Source organism: Blautia pseudococcoides, assembly GCF_001689125.2.
In the GTDB taxonomy this organism is placed as follows: Bacteria; Bacillota; Clostridia; order Lachnospirales; family Lachnospiraceae; genus Blautia; species Blautia pseudococcoides.
Genome location: NZ_CP015405.2, coordinates 4,526,253 through 4,546,464, shown reverse-complemented (window position 1 = coordinate 4,546,464; position 20,212 = coordinate 4,526,253). Strand labels below are relative to the sequence as shown.

The following is a 20,212-nucleotide window of genomic DNA, read 5'->3' as shown; positions in this document are numbered from 1 at the left end:
GGCGCCGATGCTTTATAGTATATTCTTTTTTTACGTTCAGGGCAAGGGATTTTCCTCTTTTTCCTGTAAAATCCCCTCAAATTCGTGAAGAATACCGGACACGATATCCATGGCATCCAGGATTTCTTTTGGTCTGCGGCCTTTCAGGGAGACCAGGAAATAGGGCTGTCCTTCCATGCGCATGGTCATGTTGTTTTTGTATTTTTCCAGAACGGCAGGGAAACCTGATGCGTCCAGCTTTGCCCGCTCAAACATGGATATTTTCACTTCTGCACCGTTCTGCTTGATCTCACGCACATAGACTTTGTGGGCAAGAGCCTTTAAGTTAGCGATCGCAAGCAGGTTCTGAACGGATTTTGGGGGTTCCCCGAACCGGTCCATAAGTTCTTCCAGCATATCCTCGTATTCTTCCTGGTTCTCTATGCCGGCAATGCGTTTGTAGATGTCCAGTTTCTGGTATTCATTGGGAATGTAGCGGGGTGGAATGAAAGCATCCATATCCAGGTCGATCGTTGTCTCGAACTCCTCCTGCTGTTTGATGCCTTTTGCCTCTTTTACCGCCTCGTTGAGCATTTTGCAGTAGAGGTCATATCCCACGGCTTCCATGTGGCCGTGCTGCTCCGCGCCCAGAAGGTTTCCGGCGCCGCGGATCTCCAGGTCCCGCATGGCTATCTTGAAGCCGCTGCCCAGGTCCGTGAACTCACGGATGGCATGGAGGCGTTTCTCTGCCACCTCTTTGAGCATTTTGTTCCGTTTGTACATAAGGAATGCATAGGCAGTCCGGTTGGAACGGCCCACACGTCCTCTGAGCTGGTAGAGCTGGGACAGGCCCATCTGGTCCGCGTCGTGGATGATCATGGTGTTGGCATTGGAAATATCCAGACCTGTCTCAATGATCGTGGTGGAGACAAGTACATCAATTTCACCGTTAATGAAGCCGTACATGATCTTTTCCAGCTGATGCTCGTGCATCTGGCCGTGGGCAAATGCTACATTGGCCTCCGGGACCAGCTTTGCCACGCGGTTGGTGATCTCATCTATATCGTTGACCCGGTTGTAGACGTAATAGACCTGACCCCCTCTGGCGATTTCCCGGCTGATGGCTTCTCTGACCATCTCCTCATTGTATTCCATGACATAGGTCTGGATGGGAGTTCTGTCCATGGGGGCCTCCTCTAAAACGCTCATGTCACGGATTCCGATCAGGCTCATGTGGAGGGTCCTTGGAATAGGGGTGGCTGTCAGGGTGAGTACATCCACATTCTCTTTCAGGCTCTTGATCTTCTCCTTGTGGGTCACACCGAAGCGCTGCTCCTCATCCACGATAAGAAGTCCCAAATCTTTGTATTTTACATCTTTTGACAGGAGGCGGTGGGTGCCGATGACAATGTCCACCAGTCCCTTCTGCAGATCTGTTATGGTCTTCTTCTGTTCCGCCGGGGTTTTAAAACGGCAGAGCAGATCCACGCGGACGGGGAAATCCTTCATTCTCTGGATAAAGGTGTTGTAGTGCTGCTGTGCAAGGATGGTGGTGGGAACAAGGTAGACCACCTGTTTGCTCTCCTGAACTGCTTTGAACGCGGCCCGGATGGCAATCTCTGTCTTGCCGTATCCCACGTCCCCGCAGACCAGGCGGTCCATGATCTTCCGGCTCTCCATATCGTGTTTTGCAGCCTCTATAGCACTTAACTGGTCCTCTGTCTCCTCAAAGGGGAACATTTCCTCGAACTCCTTCTGCCAGACGGTGTCAGGACCGTACTGATAGCCGCTGTGGGACTGCCTGGCAGCGTAGAGTGCCACCAGGTCCTTGGCAATATTCCTGATGGCTCCCCTTACCCTTGTTTTTGTCTTCTTCCACTCCTGCCCGCCCAGTTTATTGAGCTTGGGCGCTTTCGCGTCCGCCCCGGCATATTTCTGCAGCATATCAAGCTGGGTTGCCAGGATGTAAAGGTTGCTTCTGCCCGAATACTCGATCTTGATATAATCCTTGACTATTTTATCCACCGTGACTTTCTCTATGCCGCGGTATATACCAAGGCCATGGTTTTCATGGACTACATAGTCCCCCACACTCAGTTCGGAAAAACTCTGGATCTTCTTTCCGCTGTACTCGGTTTTCTTTCTGCGCTTTTTCTTCTCCTGTCCGAAAATATCGGTCTCGGTGATCAGCACAAATTTGATCAGGGGGTATTCAAACCCTCGTTTTGCATGTCCGTAGGAAGTCATGATCTCTCCGGGGGATATGGCCCTGTCCATGTCCTCCGTGTAAAAGCTGCTCAGGCCCTCCTCCTGAAGGTCCTGGGCCAGCCTTTGTGCCCTTGTCCTGGAGCCGGAGAGGAGAAGAACCTGGTACCCGTTTTTCTTCCAGTATTGCAGGTCCTTTACCAGCAGCTCAAAGCTGTTGTTATAGGAATTCACGGACTTTGTGACTGTGCGGTATTGGCCGTTTATTTCCCAGTCCGCCTTCTGCTGTTCCATTGTGCAGAGGGACACGCAGTTTTTCCGGTTCAGGCGGTAAACCACCTTCTTATAGCCGCATAGAAGGTCAGTCTGTCCTGCCAGGAGATATCCCTTTTCCAGACGGTTCTTCATGCTTTCCCGGAATTCAGCCTCCACGGCTTCCCCTTTTTCCAGAAGACGGTTTGTCTCATCCAGGAATACCAGGGTGCTGTCCTCATCAAAATAATCCAGGAAGGTTACGGGTTCTTTATAAAAATACCGGATGAAGTGTTCTGCAGCCGCAAAATCCTCGAACTCCTTCATGGCATTTACGGCTTCCTCCACCGTATTCTTCAGCCTGCCTGCCTCCTCTGTGAGAAATGCCTCCCGCAGCTTTTTCACAGAGGTATTCTTTTCCTTCTCTATGGCCTTTAATCCTTTTTCCAGTAGCTCTTTGGTAAGTACCATCTCCGCTGCGGGATAGATGGTGATCTCCTCCAGATTTTCTATGGAACGCTGGCTCTCTGTCTCAAAGCTTCGGATAGAATCAATCTCATCTCCCCAAAGCTCTATACGGATGGGATTCTCCTCTGTGAGAAGATAGAGGTCCACAATGCCGCCCCGGATGGCAAACTGCCCCGGCGCCTCCACCTGTGCACTATACTCAAATCCCATGTTGATCAAATCTTTTTTCAGCTTGCCCAAATCCAGCACACTGTCATTTTTGAAATGCAGCACATGCTGTTCAATGACAGACAGCGGAAGCAGATAGTCCATACAGCCGCCCATGCTGGTGATGACTGTCACGCCCTTTTTCTGCAGCAGGGACGCGATCACCTGCATCCTCTGTTTTGTCAGCAGATTGCCGTGAATATCTGCCTGGAAGAAAATAAGGTCCTTTGCGGGATAGAGAAGCACATCCCTGTCATAGAAACGGTAATCCTCGTAAAGTTCTTTTGCTTTCAGGTCATTCTCCGCAATAATAAGACAGTTGGCATTCTTTTGCTTTTCATCCTGCCTCATTCCCTCAAACAGGCCGTACATCACATGGGCTTTCTGGGACTCAATGCAGCCGGATAACTGCAGAACGCCTCTGTTTTTAGGGAGACGGCTCCTGATCTCCTGATATTCATTTAGATTTAAAAGTGGCTGTATGACTGCTTGCATATCCCTCTCCTGTCACCTGCCGTTCAATAGTTTCATACGGTCAGCGCCGTAAATGCGCAGACCTGCCAGGTAGTTACTGTATGTTTTTATCACTGCTTCTTCTTTGCATTATATTTGTTCATGGCAGCGTCTATGCCTTCCCTGAGAATCACTTCCACAGCATCTGCGGCCTCCTCTATGGCTTTGTCCACCTCTTCCCTCTCCTTGGTGGAAAAACGGCCCAGCACATAGTCCGCCAGATCCCAGCCTGCCGGTTTTTCCCCCACACCTACCTTGACGCGGTAAAAATTCTGAGTGCCGATCTGGGAGATAATGCTTTTCATGCCGTTATGTCCCCCTGCACTGCCCTTTTTTTTGATGCGTATCTGACCCGGCTCCAAATCTATATCATCGTAAATGACGATCAGTTCTGTTTCAGGGTCCATTTTATAGTAATTGATAAATTCCCGGATAGAATCTCCGCTGAGATTCATATAGGTAAGGGGCTTTGCCAGGATCACTTTCTCCCCGGCGATCATCCCTTTGCCGTACATTGCCTTGTGCTGAACGCCTGATCCGGGAATCCTGTGCCGGTCAACCAGCTCGTCTATGGTATCGAATCCCATATTGTGACGGGTTCTCTCGTACTGTTTTCCGGGGTTTCCAAGTCCTGCTATTAAATACATATGGTTCTCCTTAGGTGTTTTCCGCCTGCAGTGACGGAGGAATCCTGGTTTTTAGTTAAAATATACCAGTTCATCTTTCAGGGGTTCTGTGCGCTCCACAGAGACGGCTGTGAGCACAGGCCCTACTTTGTTGTAAAAATCCATGTACTTATAATCTACTGCTGCCACAACCTTCACCCATTTTCCCGTTCTCAGGGCACGGGCTTCGGGGCTTTTGCATACATAGCCGATAAATGTAGTGTCATCCGCGCAGCAGGTCATTGCCATACGGCCGGGTACAAACATATCTTTTTCAAATTCCCTGGATTTTAAAACCATGCCGGTGAAGGATACTTTTTTCCCTTTATAGGTTTCAGGGTGGTCCATGGCGTCAATAAACCAGATGCCGTAGTCCTCATCCATGATCTCGATAATATCGGCATTTACGTCAAAGGGCATCTCATCCTCAAAGATATTTTCAATCTCGCCTTCCCCGTCCTCAAAGATGATCTCTGCCGCCTGGTTCACCACTTTAACACTTCTGCGGAAGGCTGCTAAAGGCATCCCCTGTTCACAGCGGTTGAAAAGGACCATATCCGCATTTTTTATCATCTCCACAAAAAGGGATTTCATGTTATAAATATACACCTGAAAGGTGCTGGCATCCACAGTCACAATGTGCTGGACAATTCCCCAGCCCTTGGGCATATCCAATTCTTCCAGCTTGCTCAACTGCCACATGCCGTTGTATTCAATAATGATGCGGGCAGGATTGTAAAACGCATCGTATGCCACCAGCCGTTCCGGGGTCAACTCCTCCGGGTTGTCCAGGATTTCCACAGATGTCCTGCTCTTTTTCATGGCTTTTTCATCAAATTCTTCCTCCCCTTCTTCACAGAGAATGAGAAGTGTGGGGCCGTCTATCTGAAAATAATCCTGCTCAATGGTAAAATTCAGGAAAGAGGTCTTGCCGCTCTCCAAAAATCCTGCCATGAGGTAAATAGGTACTGTTATTTCATCCATTTTTCCACATCCTTTCCCGGGCTTTATGCCAGTTTAAAAAGTTTTTCCAGGCTGCTTTCTTTTAACTTGGAGCCGATGACACAGATCCTTCCCGTGTATTCCGGTGAGCCTTCACGCACATCCGCCTCACCCGGTACCATGTCAAAATAAACCCAGCCGCCGTTTCTGCCTTCCACCATTCCTTTTGCCCTGAGGATCATGCCGTACTCCTCAGCATCGGAAAGGGCCTCCAGGATCGTGCGGATTTCCTCTTCCGTATAAGTTTTGGCAGTCTCACGGCCCCAGCTTGTGAAGACTTCGTCCGCGTGATGGTGATGGTGGTCATGATGGGCATTGTCGTGGTCACAGCCGCATTCCCCGTCATGATGCTCATGGCCGCATTCTCCGTCATGGTGATGCTCATGGCTGCTTTCCCCTTCATGGTGATGCTCACAGCCGCACGTTTCACGGTCATGATGCTCACAGCCGCACGCTTCTCCATTATGCTGCTCACAGCCGCACGCTTCCCCATCATGATGCTCATGGCCGCACGCTTCCCCATCATGATGCCCATGGCCGCACGCTTCTCCATCATGATGCTCACAGCCGCACGCTTCCCCGTCATGATGCTCACAGCCGCACGCTTCCCCATCATGATGCTCACAGCCACATTCCCCGTCATGGTGGTGCTCATGGTCGTGGTGTCCGCCGCATACGGGGCATACTTCCTCCTCCAGCAGCTCTTTTTCCAGAGAGCGGTTATTCTCCATAGTATCCAGAATCTTCGCACCGGAAAGCTTTTCTATGGGAGTTGTGATAACTGCCGCGGATTTATTCAGGCCGCGGATCAACTGCAGGGCAGCGATCACCTTTTCCTCCGTGGACTTGTCGGTTCTGCTTAAGATAATGGTTCCCGCGTATGCTATCTGGTTGCTGAAGAATTCACCGAAATTCTTCATATACATTTTGCACTTCATAACATCCACAAGTGTTGTGAAGCTGTTGAGCTTTATGTCAACCTCTCCCTCCACTTTTTTCACTGCCTTGATCACGTCGGAAAGTTTTCCCACACCTGACGGCTCAATAATAATGCGGTCCGGCTGGTATTTTTGGATCACCTCTTTTAAAGCCTCACCAAAATCCCCCACCAGGGAACAGCAGATACAGCCGGAATTCATCTCACGGATCTCAATCCCTGCCTCTTTCAAAAATCCCCCGTCAATGCCGATCTCCCCAAACTCGTTTTCAATGAGCACAACCTGCTCACCACTGTATGCCTCTTTCAGAAGCTTTTTGATCAATGTGGTCTTGCCTGCTCCCAAAAAACCTGAGAAAATGTCAATCTTTGTCATCTCTGTCTCATCCTTTCAAATCAAAATTTATATTTATATTCTGTCAGTATAACCGTCGTACAGTCCGTATAACCAGCCGGTGTCTCCCATCTTGGCTATCACACGGTAAAAGGGGACGAAAGTACCACTTCCGCCCCTGCTGTGCATGAATTTGTCCGAAACGCTTTTGCGCTTTTATCATATTATCATATATTTGTAGAAATTGGCAAGATTTTTATTCCTATATCATCCCTTGGGAATACACCTCCCGAAACAGTGGCATCCCCGTTCCGCTGTCCGAATAGCGCTGTGAGCTTCTGAGATAAGTCACTTTTAATGATTGGCCTCTGTATGATAATATCGGCCTTTCCCTCACCCTCCAAGGAACTACTGTCCCCATTCTTTTACCGACGCCCCTGTCAACGCCTGATCTCCTCCACAACAGAGTCTTTCAAGACTGCTCTGACGGGCATGGCCACTGCCGCCATACTAAGCAGGACATTCACCGCTGTCAGCCCCAAAATAAGCCACACGGATACCTCTTCCTTTGGCAGGACAAAAAGGTAAACCTTCTGCATCAGATAGAGCAGAAATCGTCTCACCAGCACATATCCTGCTCCCATCACCAGGCTTGCATAGATTCCATACCGCAGGGCCTCTTTGAGCATCATCCACATGTATCCCCTGTCACTGATACCCATGGCACGCAGAATGCCAAATTCGTGCCGCCTGGACAGCACCATGGAGCTGATACTGTTCATAATATGCAGAACACTGATGATCAGAAGGATTACACCCACACCGTAGAAAAATAACATTTTCTGCTTCAAAAAGGTATTCTCTCTGGCAATATCCGCAGTGTAGTCCTTCAGAACACAGCGCGGAACACTTGACACAGCTTCCCTGACCTGCTTCTCCACCCCGTAAGATCTTGAAGCAGAGGCTTTATCCATACCGATGATCTGATATCCCCGCACGCCAAAATTATCTTTCATCTGCTTGTTTGTAAATATAAGACTCGGACTATCGGGGCCCTCTCCTATATAAAAATCTGTTTTTGCCATTGTCCGGTTCACAAGTGCGGCTACCTTGAACTCTTTCTCCCGGTACCACTCCTCCCCGGACTGAAACTTATATACTTCTTCGGGAACCTCCTGATCCTTTGGTACTTTTAAAGTGATGGTATCCCCCGGGCGTATCTTCAGTCCGTCATAATTTCCCTGTCCGTCCATAATGGTCTGAAGTATCACTGCGTTTTCTTTCTCCAAAGCCTCCGGGTCAATCGTTCCCTCCAGCAGGTAATCTGAAAGTTTCCTGATCATTTCCGGTTCATACCCATACACGTTGGTTTTCAGGCGAAAATCGCCGTTCGCATCCTCCACTGCCCTGCCTCCATACAGCTCCATATTCCTCTGATTGATACGTTCCGCACATTCCGGCTCATATTTAACACCGATTTCCGGGTAATAGGTAAGCCATTTAAAATCCTGCCTCTTAACAGGTATTTCACCCAGCAGATAACTTGTAGGAAGCACTTTTGTGATTCCCCGGATTTTTTTCAGCCTGTCCGCAGTATCTTCCGGGATCACCATTGACAGATCATTGGATTCCTCATACAAGAGCATATCTGACCCCAGACCGTCATCTGCTTTCATTGTCAAAGTATTATTCGCCTTTGTGTTAGCGGTCATATAGGAGGTTCCCAGAAATATGATCCCCCCAAGAGACAGTGAGAATAAAATCCCTACAAAAACGCCTTTTCTTTCAAGCATAAATTTTTCGGTAAGGACTTCCGGCATATTTTCTGTCTTAAGGCTGTATATTTTCCGGCTTCTCTTTCTTGCCGGATTCTTTCGGAGTATTTCCATGAGGTTCATTTTAACCAGTTTCCTGCAGAGTGTTATACTGACCAGAACCAGTAATACGGACAGGGCCACAAAATTTTTTACAAGGGAATCCATATCTGTCATAAAGCTGCCGGGAACCGTACCCTCACCGGTAAACACCCTGGAAAAACGGCTGTATAAAGCCTTGGCTGCCAAGTTTCCCAACAGACTGCCCGCGGGATAGCCTATCAGAAAAATCCCCCACAGTTCCAGAAACATCATCTGAAAAAGACGTATGCCCCCAATCCCCAGCACATTTAACACACCATACTGGGAGATCCTTTTTTGCAGGGAAATACGGTATATACTGTAAATAATAAAGAGACTGAACAGTATCAGCACAACGGATATGACATTTCCGTTTTTACCCGGATTATCTCTCAAGATCGAGGACAAGATATAAGTGAATTTTCCCTCCGGAAGACTAAGCCCTGTCTTGATGATATAGGCAAATGCCATGGGTATGGTCCCTTCTACATAGGCAGTCAGCCCATTATTTCTTTTTAATTTTTCTGACGGAATCTTAAAATGATCCATCAGGGCTTCCAATTGCTTATATACTTTTTTCTCTTCGTCAAAGCGCAGATAGAGCCGGGTCCCCTCCGCTTCACTCGGTGTGTCTTCACTGACAAAAGCCATCATCTCTTCCCCGCTGTTTGCCGGACGGCTTTTCACGATCCCGCAAAGGGTGTATGTCTTTTCACCCAATGTAACCTGGGTCCCCAGCTTTTTTTCAACCTGTAAGTTACGGATAGTATAGGTATCCAGGGCAATCTCATCCTGCCTCCCGGGATATTCCCCCTCCTCCAGTGTCCGGCCCATGATGTCCATATAGTTCCTGTCCCCGTAGATCAGAGAGATCACATACGGTTCCCCTATCACAGCCTTGGTTTCCATATGTCCTATACGTTTCAGTTCATATCCTTTCTCTTTGGGATGTCTGTCAATCTCATCCCTCAACTCCTGGTCCGCATCTACATAATAATGCCAGTCTCCCTCCGTTTCCCTGGCCTTCTCCCTGCTGCTGGACCGGCCGCTGTATATAAGGGAGCTGATCCCTCCCAGAAGTGACATGGAGAGTAGTATACTGAAAAAGATTGATAAAGTCTGGCGCAGATAATACCGGCTGTACTGCCTGGCAAGTTTTGCGGCTGTCCTCATCCCCATGCACCGCCTCTCTCATAAACCCTTCCGTCCTCAATACGGATAATGCGGTCACAGGTCTGGGCAATGGCTTCGTTGTGAGTCACCATTAGTATGGTCTGGTGGTACTTGTCACTGCTGGCTTTCAGAACCCCCATGACATCCATAGTGGTCTTGGAATCCAGGTTTCCGGTGGGTTCATCTGCCAGGATAACGGCAGGCTTATTGGCTAAGGCTCTGGCTATGGCCACCCTCTGCTGCTGCCCTCCGGAAAGCTCATCCGGGTATTTTTTCCTCTTTTCCCAGAGTCCCAGATTCTTTAAAAGTTCTTCTATATACCGGTGGTCCACATGCTTTCCCTTGTCAAAGGTGACGGGCAGAGTGACATTGTCATATACATTTAAGACGGGCATCAGACTGTAATTCTGAAATACAAACCCTATATTTCTTCTTCGGAAAACAGTCAGCTCCCCGCGCTTCAGGCTCTGGATCTCCCTGTCTCTGATGGTTATTTCCCCCTTGGTGGGAACATCCAGACCCCCGATCAGATTCAAAAGCGTACTCTTCCCGGAACCGGAGGTTCCCACCAAAGCAGCAAATTCTCCCTGCTCTATTTCCAGTGTGATCCCATTCAAGGCCTTTACCGCGTTCTCACCCTGACCGTAAATCTTAGTCACATCTTTTACCTGTAAAATCATTTTGTATCCTCCTCCTTTACAAGTCTGATTTTATCAGGCCCGCCTTTCAAGCAGGCTACAGAATAGGGGATTTTCACTTACAGTTCTGTAAGAATACGCTGAAGGTACTCCCATGCCCCGGCTGTGAATCTACTGTTACATATCCCTTTTCCTTTTCCAGGATCAGTTTCACAAGATACAGGCCAATGCCCGAGCCTTCTTCCTCCGATGCCTTCGGGCTTCTGTAAAAACGTTTGAAGATCTCTGTCTCTTCCGCTTTGTCTATCCCTGCTCCCTGGTCAGTTATCTGCAGTTCACTGTACATCTCGTACGGCTTTACACGGATGGTGATAGTGCTGCCGGACGGTGAATATTTTACTGCATTTTCCAGAAGGTTTTCCAGCGCTTCGGCTGTCCAGGATGGATTATGCCACAGATATAAGGAGGGAAACTTCTCCACCTGAATTTGTATCTGCTTTTTATCCGCCTTTTCATATATGCTGTTCACTGCCTGCAAAAGTGTGGGCTTTATATCTGCATCCTTCCCCTCAAAGGTGATGACATCCTGTTCCAGACGCACCATTTTCAGAAGGGAAGTGAGCACCCACTGTATTTTCTCTGTCTGTCGGCGCAGCTTCCCGAAAAAATGTCTCCTCTGTTCTTCGGAAAGTTCCTGGTTTTCCAGTATTTCGCCGTACATCCTCACATTGGCAAGAGGCGTTTTTAACTGGTGGGACATATTGGAAACCAGCATCTTGACCTGTTCCTTTTCCCGGCTTGCCCCTGACACTTCCAGATTCTGCCGCTCCTGCAGCCTTCTTGCTTTATACGATAAGGCAGACAAAGGCCCCTCCTTTAAATCCGAGATCGTGACCGGCTCTGCACTTAAAATTTCGTCCATCATCCGGTCAATCTCCCGGTACATTACCCTGGATCTGTGCCGTTCCCAAAGGGCAAAGCCGGTACATAAAACAGCAATCCCCAGAAATACTGCCTCCATATCACGTCTCCTTCCACATATATCCCATGCCGCGGATATTCCTGATAAATACAGGGTTATCCGGGTCTTCTTCTATTTTCCTGCGAAGGCGGCGGATATTTACGGATACTGCGTTCTCGTCCACAAAACGGCCTTCCCTGTCCCAGACGTAGGCTAAGATCTGTTCCTTGCTGACGATCCGGCCTCTGTTATCTATCAGGTAGGTGAGAAGCCTGTACTCCACTGTACTTAAAGATATCTCCCTGTCACCGCGCAGCACACGGCAGGTTCCCCTGTCTATATAAAACCCATTGGAAAACTGGGTCAATTCCACATCCTTACGCTTTAACTGCTTCTTGATCCTGGTTTTTAAAACTGCCAGGGAAAAGGGCTTTGACATATAATCGTCCGCTCCCGTCTCCAGAGCCTGCACCTCATCCATCTCCGTGTCTCTGGCAGTCAGCATCAGTACCGGAACCTGACTGTTTCTCCTGACTTCACGGCAAAACCCGTAGCCGGTTCCATCGGGCAGATTACAGTCTAATATGATAAAATCCGGAGATGATTCCCGGAACTTTTTCAGGCCCTCCTCCATTGCGGATGCACAAATAACCTCATATCCCTCACTCTCCATAGAAAATGCCAGTCCCTCCAGCAGGTCCCGGTCATCCTCCACGATCAATAATTTACTCATTTCCTTTACCTCCTGACAGTCCATGTGATAATGAATCTCCTCCCCTAAAGGGAATCTTTGCCCCCGGCATCTTTTCATAAGTATAGCAAAAAAGAGGAGAAAATGCACTCGTTTCCTATTGCCCCAACAGGGGCCTGAGAACAGTAACCCACCCGTTACAGTGAAATACCACGGGACTATCGTGAGACGCACATCTGCCAGGAAGCCAGCTTCAAACACACGCTAAGGCTTTTCATGGGGTATACTCCATGAAATCTTTCTTTTTGCTTGTTGACATTGGTTTTACAGGCTATGATAGTCTTAATTCATCAAAAGCTGAAACGTTACACCATTTTCAGTTAGAATGGAGGAAAAAGATTAATGAACGCAAAAAAGAAAGTAAAGAAAGAGCCTACCCTGCTTCTGGCCCTGACCCCGGTGGTGCTGACTGTCATCATCCTGATCTTTTCCGTATCTGTGCTTCAGGTGGATGTACAGGTCCCGCTTATTCTGGGTACCTGTATCACTGCCTTTATCGCTATCGTATTTATGGGTTATACCTGGCAGGATCTGGAGGACGGCGCTGTGGAATCCCTGAAGAGTATCATGCAGGCTGTCCTGCTGCTGATCATCATCGGTGCCACCATAGGAACCTGGATCGTGGGCGGTATTGTCCCTGCTCTGGTATATTACGGGCTGCAGATCCTTACCCCTGCCTTTTTCCTGGCTGCCTGCATGATCCTGTGCAGTATTGTCTCCCTGGCCGCAGGCGGTTCCTGGGCCACTGTGGGAACTATCGGCATTGCGCTTGTGGGAATCGCCAAAGGTCTGGATATCCCTGTGGGTCTGGCTGGAGGCGCCATCATTTCCGGCGCCTACTTCGGAGATAAAATGTCTCCCCTCTCTGACACCACGAACCTGGCTGCTGCCATCGCGGGGGCCAAGCTTACAGACCACATCAAGCATATAAAAGAATAAAAACTGTTTAGAGGAATTTTATGAAAAAGCTAAACCGGGACCATGTGGTCTATACCATGAGCAGACAACATGCTCCTGTTCTCACCATAAAAGACGGTGAAACCGTTACTGTACATACCTATGACTGTTTCCGGGACAGGCTGGTCCCAAAAGACAGTTCCTTCGACTCTCTGCGCTTTGATGAACTAAATCCTGCAACAGGCCCCATTTTCGTGGACGGGGCAGAGCCGGGGGATACCCTGAAGGTGGAAATACTGCGGATTTCCCTGGCTGATATGGGCGTTACGGAGATTGATCCGGACTTTGGCTGCCTTGCCCGCCTGGTAAAAGCCCCTGCCTTTAAACGTCTCCCCATTGAAGACGGGAAAATCCGCTTCAGCTCCCGGCTTTCCCTGGACCAAAAGCCTATGATCGGAGTCATCGGTGTGGCTCCCGCGGACCGTGAAATCCCCACGGATACGCCGGACACGCACGGGGGCAACATGGACTGCACCCAGATCAAAGAGGGTGCAAGTGTCTATTTTCCCGTATCTGTACGGGGCGCGCTTCTGTCCCTGGGTGACCTGCACGCCTGTATGGGGGACGGGGAGATCGGTGGGTGCGGTGTGGAGACTGCAGGTGAGGTGACCTTAAAGCTCACTGTGATTCCCGGCTGCCAGAAGCCCTATCCGGTTGTGGTCACAGACAGCCGGGTCATGGCTGTGGCTTCCTGTAAAACAGTGGACCAGGCCTGGGAAAAGGCAGTGGAGTACCTGCATGATTATATGGTGACTGAGACGGAGCTGACCTCTGATGAGGCCATTATGCTGCAGTCCATTGCCGCTGACCTGTCTATCTGCCAGACGGTAAATCCAAATAAAACGGTGCGCATGTCTATCCCTCTGCGGTATCTGGAAGCATACGGCTACCGTCAGAAATAATCTGCTTGCCAAAGCATTTCCCTCTCTTGTATACTAGGTATAACGTAACTTTTCAATGCCTTCAGGGTTACGGTGTATCAACATTTGCAAGGGAGGGATTTTTTTGGAATATCTGAAGAAAGCAAAGCCTGTGGACCGCCAGAGAGCAAGCTCCCACTTGGCTCGCTGCGCCCATTATATTGCGAACTGCGTTCCCAATCTCCTGCAGTCGCCAAATGTGAGCAAGCTCCCACTTGGCTCGTTGCGCCCATTATATTGCGAACTGCGTTCCCAATCTCCTGCAGTCGCCAAATGTGAGCAAGCTCCCACTTGGCTCGTTGCGCCCATTATATCAACAAAAACGGACATTTTCAACGAAATGATTTGTTTTTCCGGGAAAGTGTGATAGAATGTAGCTTGAAACAGCAGCATGTCATTTTGGGTTTATATATGAACTCTGAATGGGATCGAATCACGGAAAAAGGGGATGTTTACCATGTATAGTTTTCAGAATGATTACAGTGAAGGAGCGCATCCAAACATACTCAGGGCGCTGGAAACCATCAATTATCACCAGAACAATTCATACGGACTGGATGAGCACAGTGACAACGCAAGGGAATTGATTCAGGAAGCACTTGAAGATTACAGCGTGGACATTCACTTCATCGCCGGTGGGACTCTCACAAACCTGACTTTTATCTCTCACATTCTGCGGCCTTATGAAGCTGTTTTAAGTGCTGATACCGGTCATATCAACACACATGAGACCGGAGCCATTGAAGCTACGGGACATAAGGTTTTTTCCATTCCCGCAGATGACGGAAAACTGACACCGGACCTGATCCGTCCTGTCTTAAAACTGCATGAAAATGAACACTGGGTGGAACCCCGCCTGGTTTATATATCTAATCCCACAGAAGTGGGAACTGTCTACACCAAAGAAGAGCTGGAAGCTCTGTATACCTTCTGCAAACGTCACGGCCTGTATCTGTATATGGACGGTGCACGCCTTTCCATGGCAATGGCTGTGGAGGAGACACATCTGACCTTCCCGGACCTGCCGGATCTGTGTGATGCCTTTTACATCGGCGGAACCAAAGTGGGGGCCATGTTCGGAGAAGCTCTGGTCATTGTAAAAGAAGAATTTAAGGACCATTTCCGGTTTAATATGAAACAGCACGGAGCCATCCTTGCAAAAGGCTGGATGATGGGCGTTCAGTTTGAGGAACTGTTTAAGGACGGGCTGTATCTGGAGCTTGGCCGAAAGGGCGTTGCCATGGCCCAGGTCCTGAAGGATGTGTTTGAAAAAACCGGCATTCCCCTTCTGGCACCTGCACCTTCTAACCAGGTATTTCCTGTTTTCCCGGATGCCTTGGCGGAGGCTGTCACTGAAAGATTCCTGACTACCTTCCAGTGCAAGCCTGACCCGGAACACACCTGCCTGAGATTCTGTACTTCCTGGGCGACCAGTGAGGAGGCTGTCAGAGATTTTGTATCTGAATTTGAGGATTTGGCCTCCAAATTCAACAGATAATGTAAGACAGAGCGTATCTGAAACTTAATGTAAAGGCATTCCGGAAGTTTTTATCCAGAATGCCTTTTTTCTGTAACTGTTCAGACAGGTCTGCGCTTTCACCGCGCTGACCGTATGAATGCGTGATGGCAGTCAGCAGACAGCCCATCACAAAGCGATCTGCATGTAACTATTCTCAGACCACTGTATAGGAGGCTCCATATGAAGATCCATCCGGCCGTTAATGACAACTTAAAGGAACGGGCAGCCCACGGAAGCCACAAGTTTCCCCTTCAGGTATACCAGGACATGGAATACTGCGAAAACGGACTGATCCTTTACAATCACTGGCACGAGGAGGCGGAGATCCTTTTTGTGACAGACGGCATAATGGAACTGGTGGTAGACGGGATTTCTATTCTTGCGGGAAAAGATACCGTTGTCCTCATTCCTCCCAACCAGCTTCATGTTGCCTATCAGTACCGCAGCCAAAAATGCCGATTTTCTTCCATTGTGTTTCATCCCGACTTTATTTCCAGCAAAAATCAGGACACCATCCAGGCTGAACAGCTGAATCCCTTCCTTGAAAACAGTTTTATCTCCTCCTATGTCATATATGGCACGGATTTAAAGTGTGAAGCCGTACAACATCTGCTAAAGGAACTGACAAAGAACTATTTTGCCTGCACCCCCTACCGGGAGCTGCTGATCAAGGGATACCTTTACCAGATTTTATTTCATCTCCTGATCAAAGAGGAAAAACACAATGTGAAGTCCACATCTGACTACATTAATGAGGAACGGAAAAAGAAGATCTTACGTTACATTGATGAAAACTACCAAAACCCCTTAAGCCTTGACGCCCTTGCCGGATCTGTTTCCCTTAGCAGGGAACAGTTCTGCCGTTTTTTCAAGAAATCCTTCCGCTCCACTCCCATATCCTACCTGAACCGCTACCGCCTGAACCGCTCCATGACCCTGTTAAGAGAGACCAGCCTTCCGGTCATTGATATTGCAATCGCCGTGGGTTTTGACAGCAGTAATTACTTTGCCATCTCTTTCAGAAAAGCAACGGGGATGACTCCCAGCCAGTTCAGAAATATGACATGATTTTAATATGATCTGACATCATCCTAGATGTTTTTTTCCTCTGATAATTTTATAATACTGGAAAATACACAGCGGCCGGCACTGTCCGGCCCCCAGATTTTATTTATCTATTTACAGGAGGAAAATTATGTCATTCTTTACCCAAGGCGAAAGCTATATTGAATACCGCAATGCAGGCGAAACGCTCCGTATTATGGCATGGGGCGAAAACAGCCTGAGAGTCGTTTCCATGCCCTCCGGTCCGCTGGACCTTTCAAGCAGTGCCCTGAAAGAGCAGGCACCAAAAAATACACAGATCCGGTCAGATGAGGAGACCGCCACGATCACAAACGGAAAGATCTCAGCCCTCATTGACACCAGAGGCTGGAACAGCGCTGCGGTTGTGACTTTCTTTAATGACAAAAAAGAAATACTGCTTAAGGAGATGGACGGCGGCGGTGCCCTGAACCGCAAGGCCCGGAAATTCTCCCCTTACATGGGCGGTGATTTCCGTCTGAAGGTCACCTTTGAGGCCAATAAAAATGAGAAGATTTACGGCATGGGCCAGTATCAGCAGGACATCCTGGATCTGAAGGGCTGCAACATTGAGCTGGCTCACCGGAATTCCCAGGCCTCCATCCCCTTCTATGTATCAAGCAAAGGTTACGGCTTTTTCTGGCATAATCCCGCCATCGGAAGCGTATCCTTCGGCAAAAATGTGACGGAGTGGAGAGCTGACAGCACGAAAAAGATGGACTACTGGATCACAGCAGGCAGCACACCTGCCCAGATTGAATCCCAGTACAGCCAGGTGACAGGAAGGGCACCCATGATGCCCGAATGCGGGCTGGGCTTCTGGCAGTGCAAGCTGCGCTACCACAACCAGGAACAAGTGTTGTCCGTTGCCAGAGAGTATCACCGCCGCGGCATTCCCGTGGACGTTTTTGTAGTGGACTATTATCACTGGCCGCGCTGCGGTGATTACCGCTTTGACGAGGATTTCTTCCCTGATCCCAAGGCTATGGCCGAGGAGCTGCGGTCATATGGCATGGAGCTTATGGTGTCCGTATGGCCCCAGATTGACTGGCGCAGTGAGAATTTTAATGAGATGCGCCAGAAAGGGCTTCTTGTCCAGACAGAACACGGCCTGAACGTGCAGATGGATTTCCAGGGCAACAATGTATTCTATGATGCCACCAACCCGGAAGCCAGAGAATATGTCTGGAATAAATGCAAAAAGAATTATGCGGAAAATGGGATCAAGCTTTTCTGGCTGGATGAAGCGGAGCCGGAGTTCACCACCTATGATTACGAAAACTACCGTTATTATGCCGGAAGTGTTATGCAGCAGGGAAACATTTATCCCCGTGAATACGCCCGCGGTTTCTATGAAGGCCAGAAGGAAAACGGGCAGGAGGAGGTCCTGAACCTGGTGCGCTGTGCCTGGGCAGGAAGCCAGCAGTACGGAGCTTTGATCTGGTCAGGGGACATTCACTCCACTTATCAGGATTTCCGCAATCAAATCGTGGCAGGCCTGCAGATGGGTCTTTCCGGGATCCCCTGGTGGACCACAGATATCGGAGGCTTCCATGGCGGCAATATTTATGACAAGGACTTCCAGGAACTGCTGGTCCGCTGGTTCCAGTTCGGCGCCTTCTGCCCGGTTATGCGTCTTCACGGATGCCGCCTTCCGCGCACGCCTCTCTACAAAACAAACGGGGAGGAGACAGAAGGCACAGGCGCTGACAATGAGATCTGGAGCTATGGGGAAGAAAATTACCAGATCATGAAGAAGTTCATTGAGATCCGTGAGATGATGCGGGATTATACCAGAAGCCTTATGGCAGAGACTCACACAACGGGCGCTCCGGTCATGCGTACTATGTTCTACGAATTCCCGGAGGATCTAAATACCTGGGAACTGGATACCCAATATATGTACGGCCCGGACATTCTCGCCGCCCCCATTGTTAAACCGCATGCCTTCCAAAGAAAAGTCTATCTTCCTGAGGGAAGCACCTGGACCAATGCCCATACAGGTGAAATCTTAAACGGCGGACAGTGGACAGAAGCAGAGGCTCCTATTACATCCATGCCTGTATTTTTAAGGGACGGCAGACAGGAATACCTGATCAAAAATATTTAACGAAAAATACAGGTTGACAATTCTTTCCTGCCGCTATATGATTATGGCAGGAAATACCTGAGAACAATTACATACGCAAGGGGAGCTGACGCGTCGGCTGAGAGGAAATACGAACGGATTTCGACCCTGGAACCTGATACGGATAATGCCGGCGTAGGAAGCGAACCAGAAGTTTATAAATATTTGGTGCATCCCATCCGGGGTGCACTTTTTTTGCCCCCGGCCTCCTTCCGCAATTTCCGTATCCTTCACAGAAAGGAGATCTTCATGCAGTACACAACACAGATGGACGCTGCCAGAAAAGGCATCATCACCGGTGAGATGGAAGCAGCGGCAAAAAAAGAACAGATGGACGTACAGGAACTTATGGCTCTCATGGCAAAGGGCCAGGTCATCATTCCCTGCAACAAAAAACACACTTCCCTGGAGCCAAATGCTATCGGCTCCATGCTCAGAACAAAGATCAATGTAAACCTGGGCATTTCCAGAGACTGCAAAGACATGGATATAGAAATAGAAAAGGTGAGCCATGCGGTAAAAATGGGGGCTGAATCCATTATGGATCTAAGCTCCTACGGCGATACCCGCACCTTCCGCAGACGTCTGACCAAGGAGTGTCCCGCTATGATCGGAACTGTCCCCATTTATGATGCAGTGGTCTATTATCACAAACCCCTGAAAGAGATCACCTCCCGGCAGTGGCTTGACATTGTGCGTATGCATGCAGAGGACGGCGTGGACTTCATGACCATCCACTGCGGCATCAACAAAGAAACCGCCGGCAGATTCAAACGCAATAAACGCCTCACCAATATCGTCTCCCGCGGCGGCTCCATCATCTTTGCCTGGATGGAAATGACAGGCCAGGAAAACCCTTTCTACGAGCACTATGATGAAATCCTGGAAATCTGCCGGGAATACGACATTACCATGAGCCTTGGGGACGCATGCCGCCCCGGGTGCATCCGGGACGCTTCCGATATCTCCCAGATCCAGGAGCTGATCACCCTGGGCGAGCTGACAAAACGCGCCTGGGAAAAGGATGTTCAGGTTATGGTGGAAGGCCCCGGACATATGCCCCTTGACCAGATCGCGGCAAACATGAAGATCCAGCAAACCCTCTGTCAGGGCGCCCCTTTCTACGTCCTGGGTCCCCTGGTAACAGACATTGCCCCAGGCTATGACCACATCACAGCCGCCATAGGCGGTGCCATCGCTGCTGCCTATGGCGCTTCCTTTCTGTGCTATGTAACCCCGGCGGAACATCTGCGCCTGCCCAGCCTGGATGATGTGAAGGAGGGCATTATGGCCTCCCGCATAGCAGCCCATGCAGCCGATATTGCCAAGGGAGTGAGAGGTGCGGCTGACTGGGACAATAAAATGAGTGCCGCCCGCAAAAAACTGGACTGGGAGGAGATGTTCCGGCTCTGCCTGGATCCGGAAAAAGCAAAACGCTTCCGGGCGGAGGCCAAACCGGAAAAAGAGGATACCTGCAGCATGTGCGGTAATTTCTGTGCCGTGAAGAACATGAACCGGATCCTGGAAGGTGAGATCGTAAATATTTATGACGAGTGACAGGTGTGGCAGCAGCCGCGCACTTACTCCACATGCACTGGCTTTTGAGTTCTTTACGCAGGAGGTAT

The 20,212-nt window shown here is 49.3% G+C and carries 14 protein-coding genes and 1 riboswitch; of the genes, 6 read left to right on the top strand and 8 right to left on the bottom strand.

Features of this window, described 5'->3' with window-relative positions:
* Positions 1-36 precede the first annotated feature (36 nt).
* From mfd to A4V09_RS21280, 8 genes are all read right to left on the bottom strand, one after another.
* Positions 37-3,606: a transcription-repair coupling factor gene (gene mfd, locus A4V09_RS21315; protein ID WP_065544093.1), complete on the bottom strand. Its 3,570-nt coding sequence runs from the start codon at positions 3,604-3,606 to the stop codon at positions 37-39.
* 89 nt (positions 3,607-3,695) lie between these two features.
* Positions 3,696-4,271 (bottom strand): aminoacyl-tRNA hydrolase, encoded by a 576-nt coding sequence (gene pth / locus A4V09_RS21310; RefSeq protein WP_065544092.1) that lies wholly within the window; start codon positions 4,269-4,271, stop codon positions 3,696-3,698.
* Positions 4,272-4,322: 51 nt separating this feature from the next.
* Complete coding sequence (locus A4V09_RS21305) at positions 4,323-5,273, bottom strand: TIGR03943 family putative permease subunit (RefSeq protein ID WP_065544091.1); 951 nt, start codon at positions 5,271-5,273, stop codon at positions 4,323-4,325.
* Between the two features lie 23 nt (positions 5,274-5,296).
* Positions 5,297-6,604, bottom strand: a complete 1,308-nt coding sequence (locus tag A4V09_RS21300) for a GTP-binding protein (RefSeq protein ID WP_065544090.1) — start codon at positions 6,602-6,604, stop codon at positions 5,297-5,299.
* 398 nt (positions 6,605-7,002) lie between these two features.
* A complete protein-coding gene (locus A4V09_RS21295; protein WP_084043713.1) occupies positions 7,003-9,636 on the bottom strand; it encodes an ABC transporter permease in 2,634 nt (877 codons plus the stop codon).
* Positions 9,627-10,310, bottom strand: coding sequence for an ABC transporter ATP-binding protein (locus tag A4V09_RS21290; protein WP_065544088.1), 684 nt, complete (start codon positions 10,308-10,310; stop codon positions 9,627-9,629). The genes A4V09_RS21295 and A4V09_RS21290 overlap by 10 nt, the downstream gene beginning before the upstream one ends.
* 73 nt (positions 10,311-10,383) lie before the next feature.
* Positions 10,384-11,289, bottom strand: a complete 906-nt coding sequence (locus A4V09_RS21285) for a sensor histidine kinase (protein ID WP_065544087.1) — start codon at positions 11,287-11,289, stop codon at positions 10,384-10,386.
* Between the two features lies 1 nt (position 11,290).
* A complete protein-coding gene (locus A4V09_RS21280; RefSeq protein WP_065544908.1) occupies positions 11,291-11,962 on the bottom strand; it encodes a response regulator transcription factor in 672 nt (223 codons plus the stop codon).
* Positions 11,963-12,322: 360 nt separating this feature from the next.
* On the opposite strand from A4V09_RS21280, the gene A4V09_RS21275 reads away from it, so the two are divergent.
* From A4V09_RS21275 to thiC, 6 genes are all read left to right on the top strand, one after another.
* Positions 12,323-12,919, top strand: coding sequence for a Na+/H+ antiporter NhaC family protein (locus tag A4V09_RS21275; protein ID WP_065544086.1), 597 nt, complete (start codon positions 12,323-12,325; stop codon positions 12,917-12,919).
* A 20-nt stretch (positions 12,920-12,939) separates the two neighbouring features.
* Entirely contained in the window at positions 12,940-13,839 is a 900-nt protein-coding gene (locus tag A4V09_RS21270) for an acetamidase/formamidase family protein (RefSeq protein WP_065544085.1), read from the top strand.
* A 475-nt stretch (positions 13,840-14,314) separates the two neighbouring features.
* Positions 14,315-15,355: a threonine aldolase family protein gene (locus A4V09_RS21265; protein ID WP_065544084.1), complete on the top strand. Its 1,041-nt coding sequence runs from the start codon at positions 14,315-14,317 to the stop codon at positions 15,353-15,355.
* Between the two features lie 201 nt (positions 15,356-15,556).
* Entirely contained in the window at positions 15,557-16,444 is an 888-nt protein-coding gene (locus tag A4V09_RS21260) for an AraC family transcriptional regulator (protein ID WP_065544083.1), read from the top strand.
* Positions 16,445-16,571: 127 nt separating this feature from the next.
* Entirely contained in the window at positions 16,572-18,569 is a 1,998-nt protein-coding gene (locus tag A4V09_RS21255; RefSeq protein WP_065544082.1) for a glycoside hydrolase family 31 protein, read from the top strand.
* A 68-nt stretch (positions 18,570-18,637) separates the two neighbouring features.
* Positions 18,638-18,745, top strand: a riboswitch (TPP riboswitch).
* Positions 18,746-18,836: 91 nt separating this feature from the next.
* Positions 18,837-20,144 (top strand): phosphomethylpyrimidine synthase ThiC, encoded by a 1,308-nt coding sequence (thiC, locus tag A4V09_RS21250; protein WP_065544907.1) that lies wholly within the window; start codon positions 18,837-18,839, stop codon positions 20,142-20,144.
* The last annotated feature ends 68 nt before the right edge of the window (positions 20,145-20,212 follow it).

What these genes read in the sequence shown, in the direction of transcription:
- A4V09_RS21260 (WP_065544083.1), top strand. Translation starts at nt 15,557, where the DNA reads ATGAAGATCCATCCGGCCGTTAATGACAACTTAAAGGAACGGGCAGCC.
- A4V09_RS21300 (WP_065544090.1), bottom strand. Translation starts at nt 6,604, where the DNA reads ATGACAAAGATTGACATTTTCTCAGGTTTTTTGGGAGCAGGCAAGACC.
- A4V09_RS21285 (WP_065544087.1), bottom strand. Translation starts at nt 11,289, where the DNA reads ATGGAGGCAGTATTTCTGGGGATTGCTGTTTTATGTACCGGCTTTGCC.
- thiC (WP_065544907.1), top strand. Translation starts at nt 18,837, where the DNA reads ATGCAGTACACAACACAGATGGACGCTGCCAGAAAAGGCATCATCACC.
- A4V09_RS21305 (WP_065544091.1), bottom strand. Translation starts at nt 5,273, where the DNA reads ATGGATGAAATAACAGTACCTATTTACCTCATGGCAGGATTTTTGGAG.
- A4V09_RS21280 (WP_065544908.1), bottom strand. Translation starts at nt 11,962, where the DNA reads ATGAGTAAATTATTGATCGTGGAGGATGACCGGGACCTGCTGGAGGGA.
- A4V09_RS21265 (WP_065544084.1), top strand. Translation starts at nt 14,315, where the DNA reads ATGTATAGTTTTCAGAATGATTACAGTGAAGGAGCGCATCCAAACATA.
- pth (WP_065544092.1), bottom strand. Translation starts at nt 4,271, where the DNA reads ATGTATTTAATAGCAGGACTTGGAAACCCCGGAAAACAGTACGAGAGA.
- A4V09_RS21295 (WP_084043713.1), bottom strand. Translation starts at nt 9,636, where the DNA reads ATGGGGATGAGGACAGCCGCAAAACTTGCCAGGCAGTACAGCCGGTAT.
- A4V09_RS21270 (WP_065544085.1), top strand. Translation starts at nt 12,940, where the DNA reads ATGAAAAAGCTAAACCGGGACCATGTGGTCTATACCATGAGCAGACAA.
- A4V09_RS21255 (WP_065544082.1), top strand. Translation starts at nt 16,572, where the DNA reads ATGTCATTCTTTACCCAAGGCGAAAGCTATATTGAATACCGCAATGCA.
- A4V09_RS21290 (WP_065544088.1), bottom strand. Translation starts at nt 10,310, where the DNA reads ATGATTTTACAGGTAAAAGATGTGACTAAGATTTACGGTCAGGGTGAG.
- mfd (WP_065544093.1), bottom strand. Translation starts at nt 3,606, where the DNA reads ATGCAAGCAGTCATACAGCCACTTTTAAATCTAAATGAATATCAGGAG.
- A4V09_RS21275 (WP_065544086.1), top strand. Translation starts at nt 12,323, where the DNA reads ATGAACGCAAAAAAGAAAGTAAAGAAAGAGCCTACCCTGCTTCTGGCC.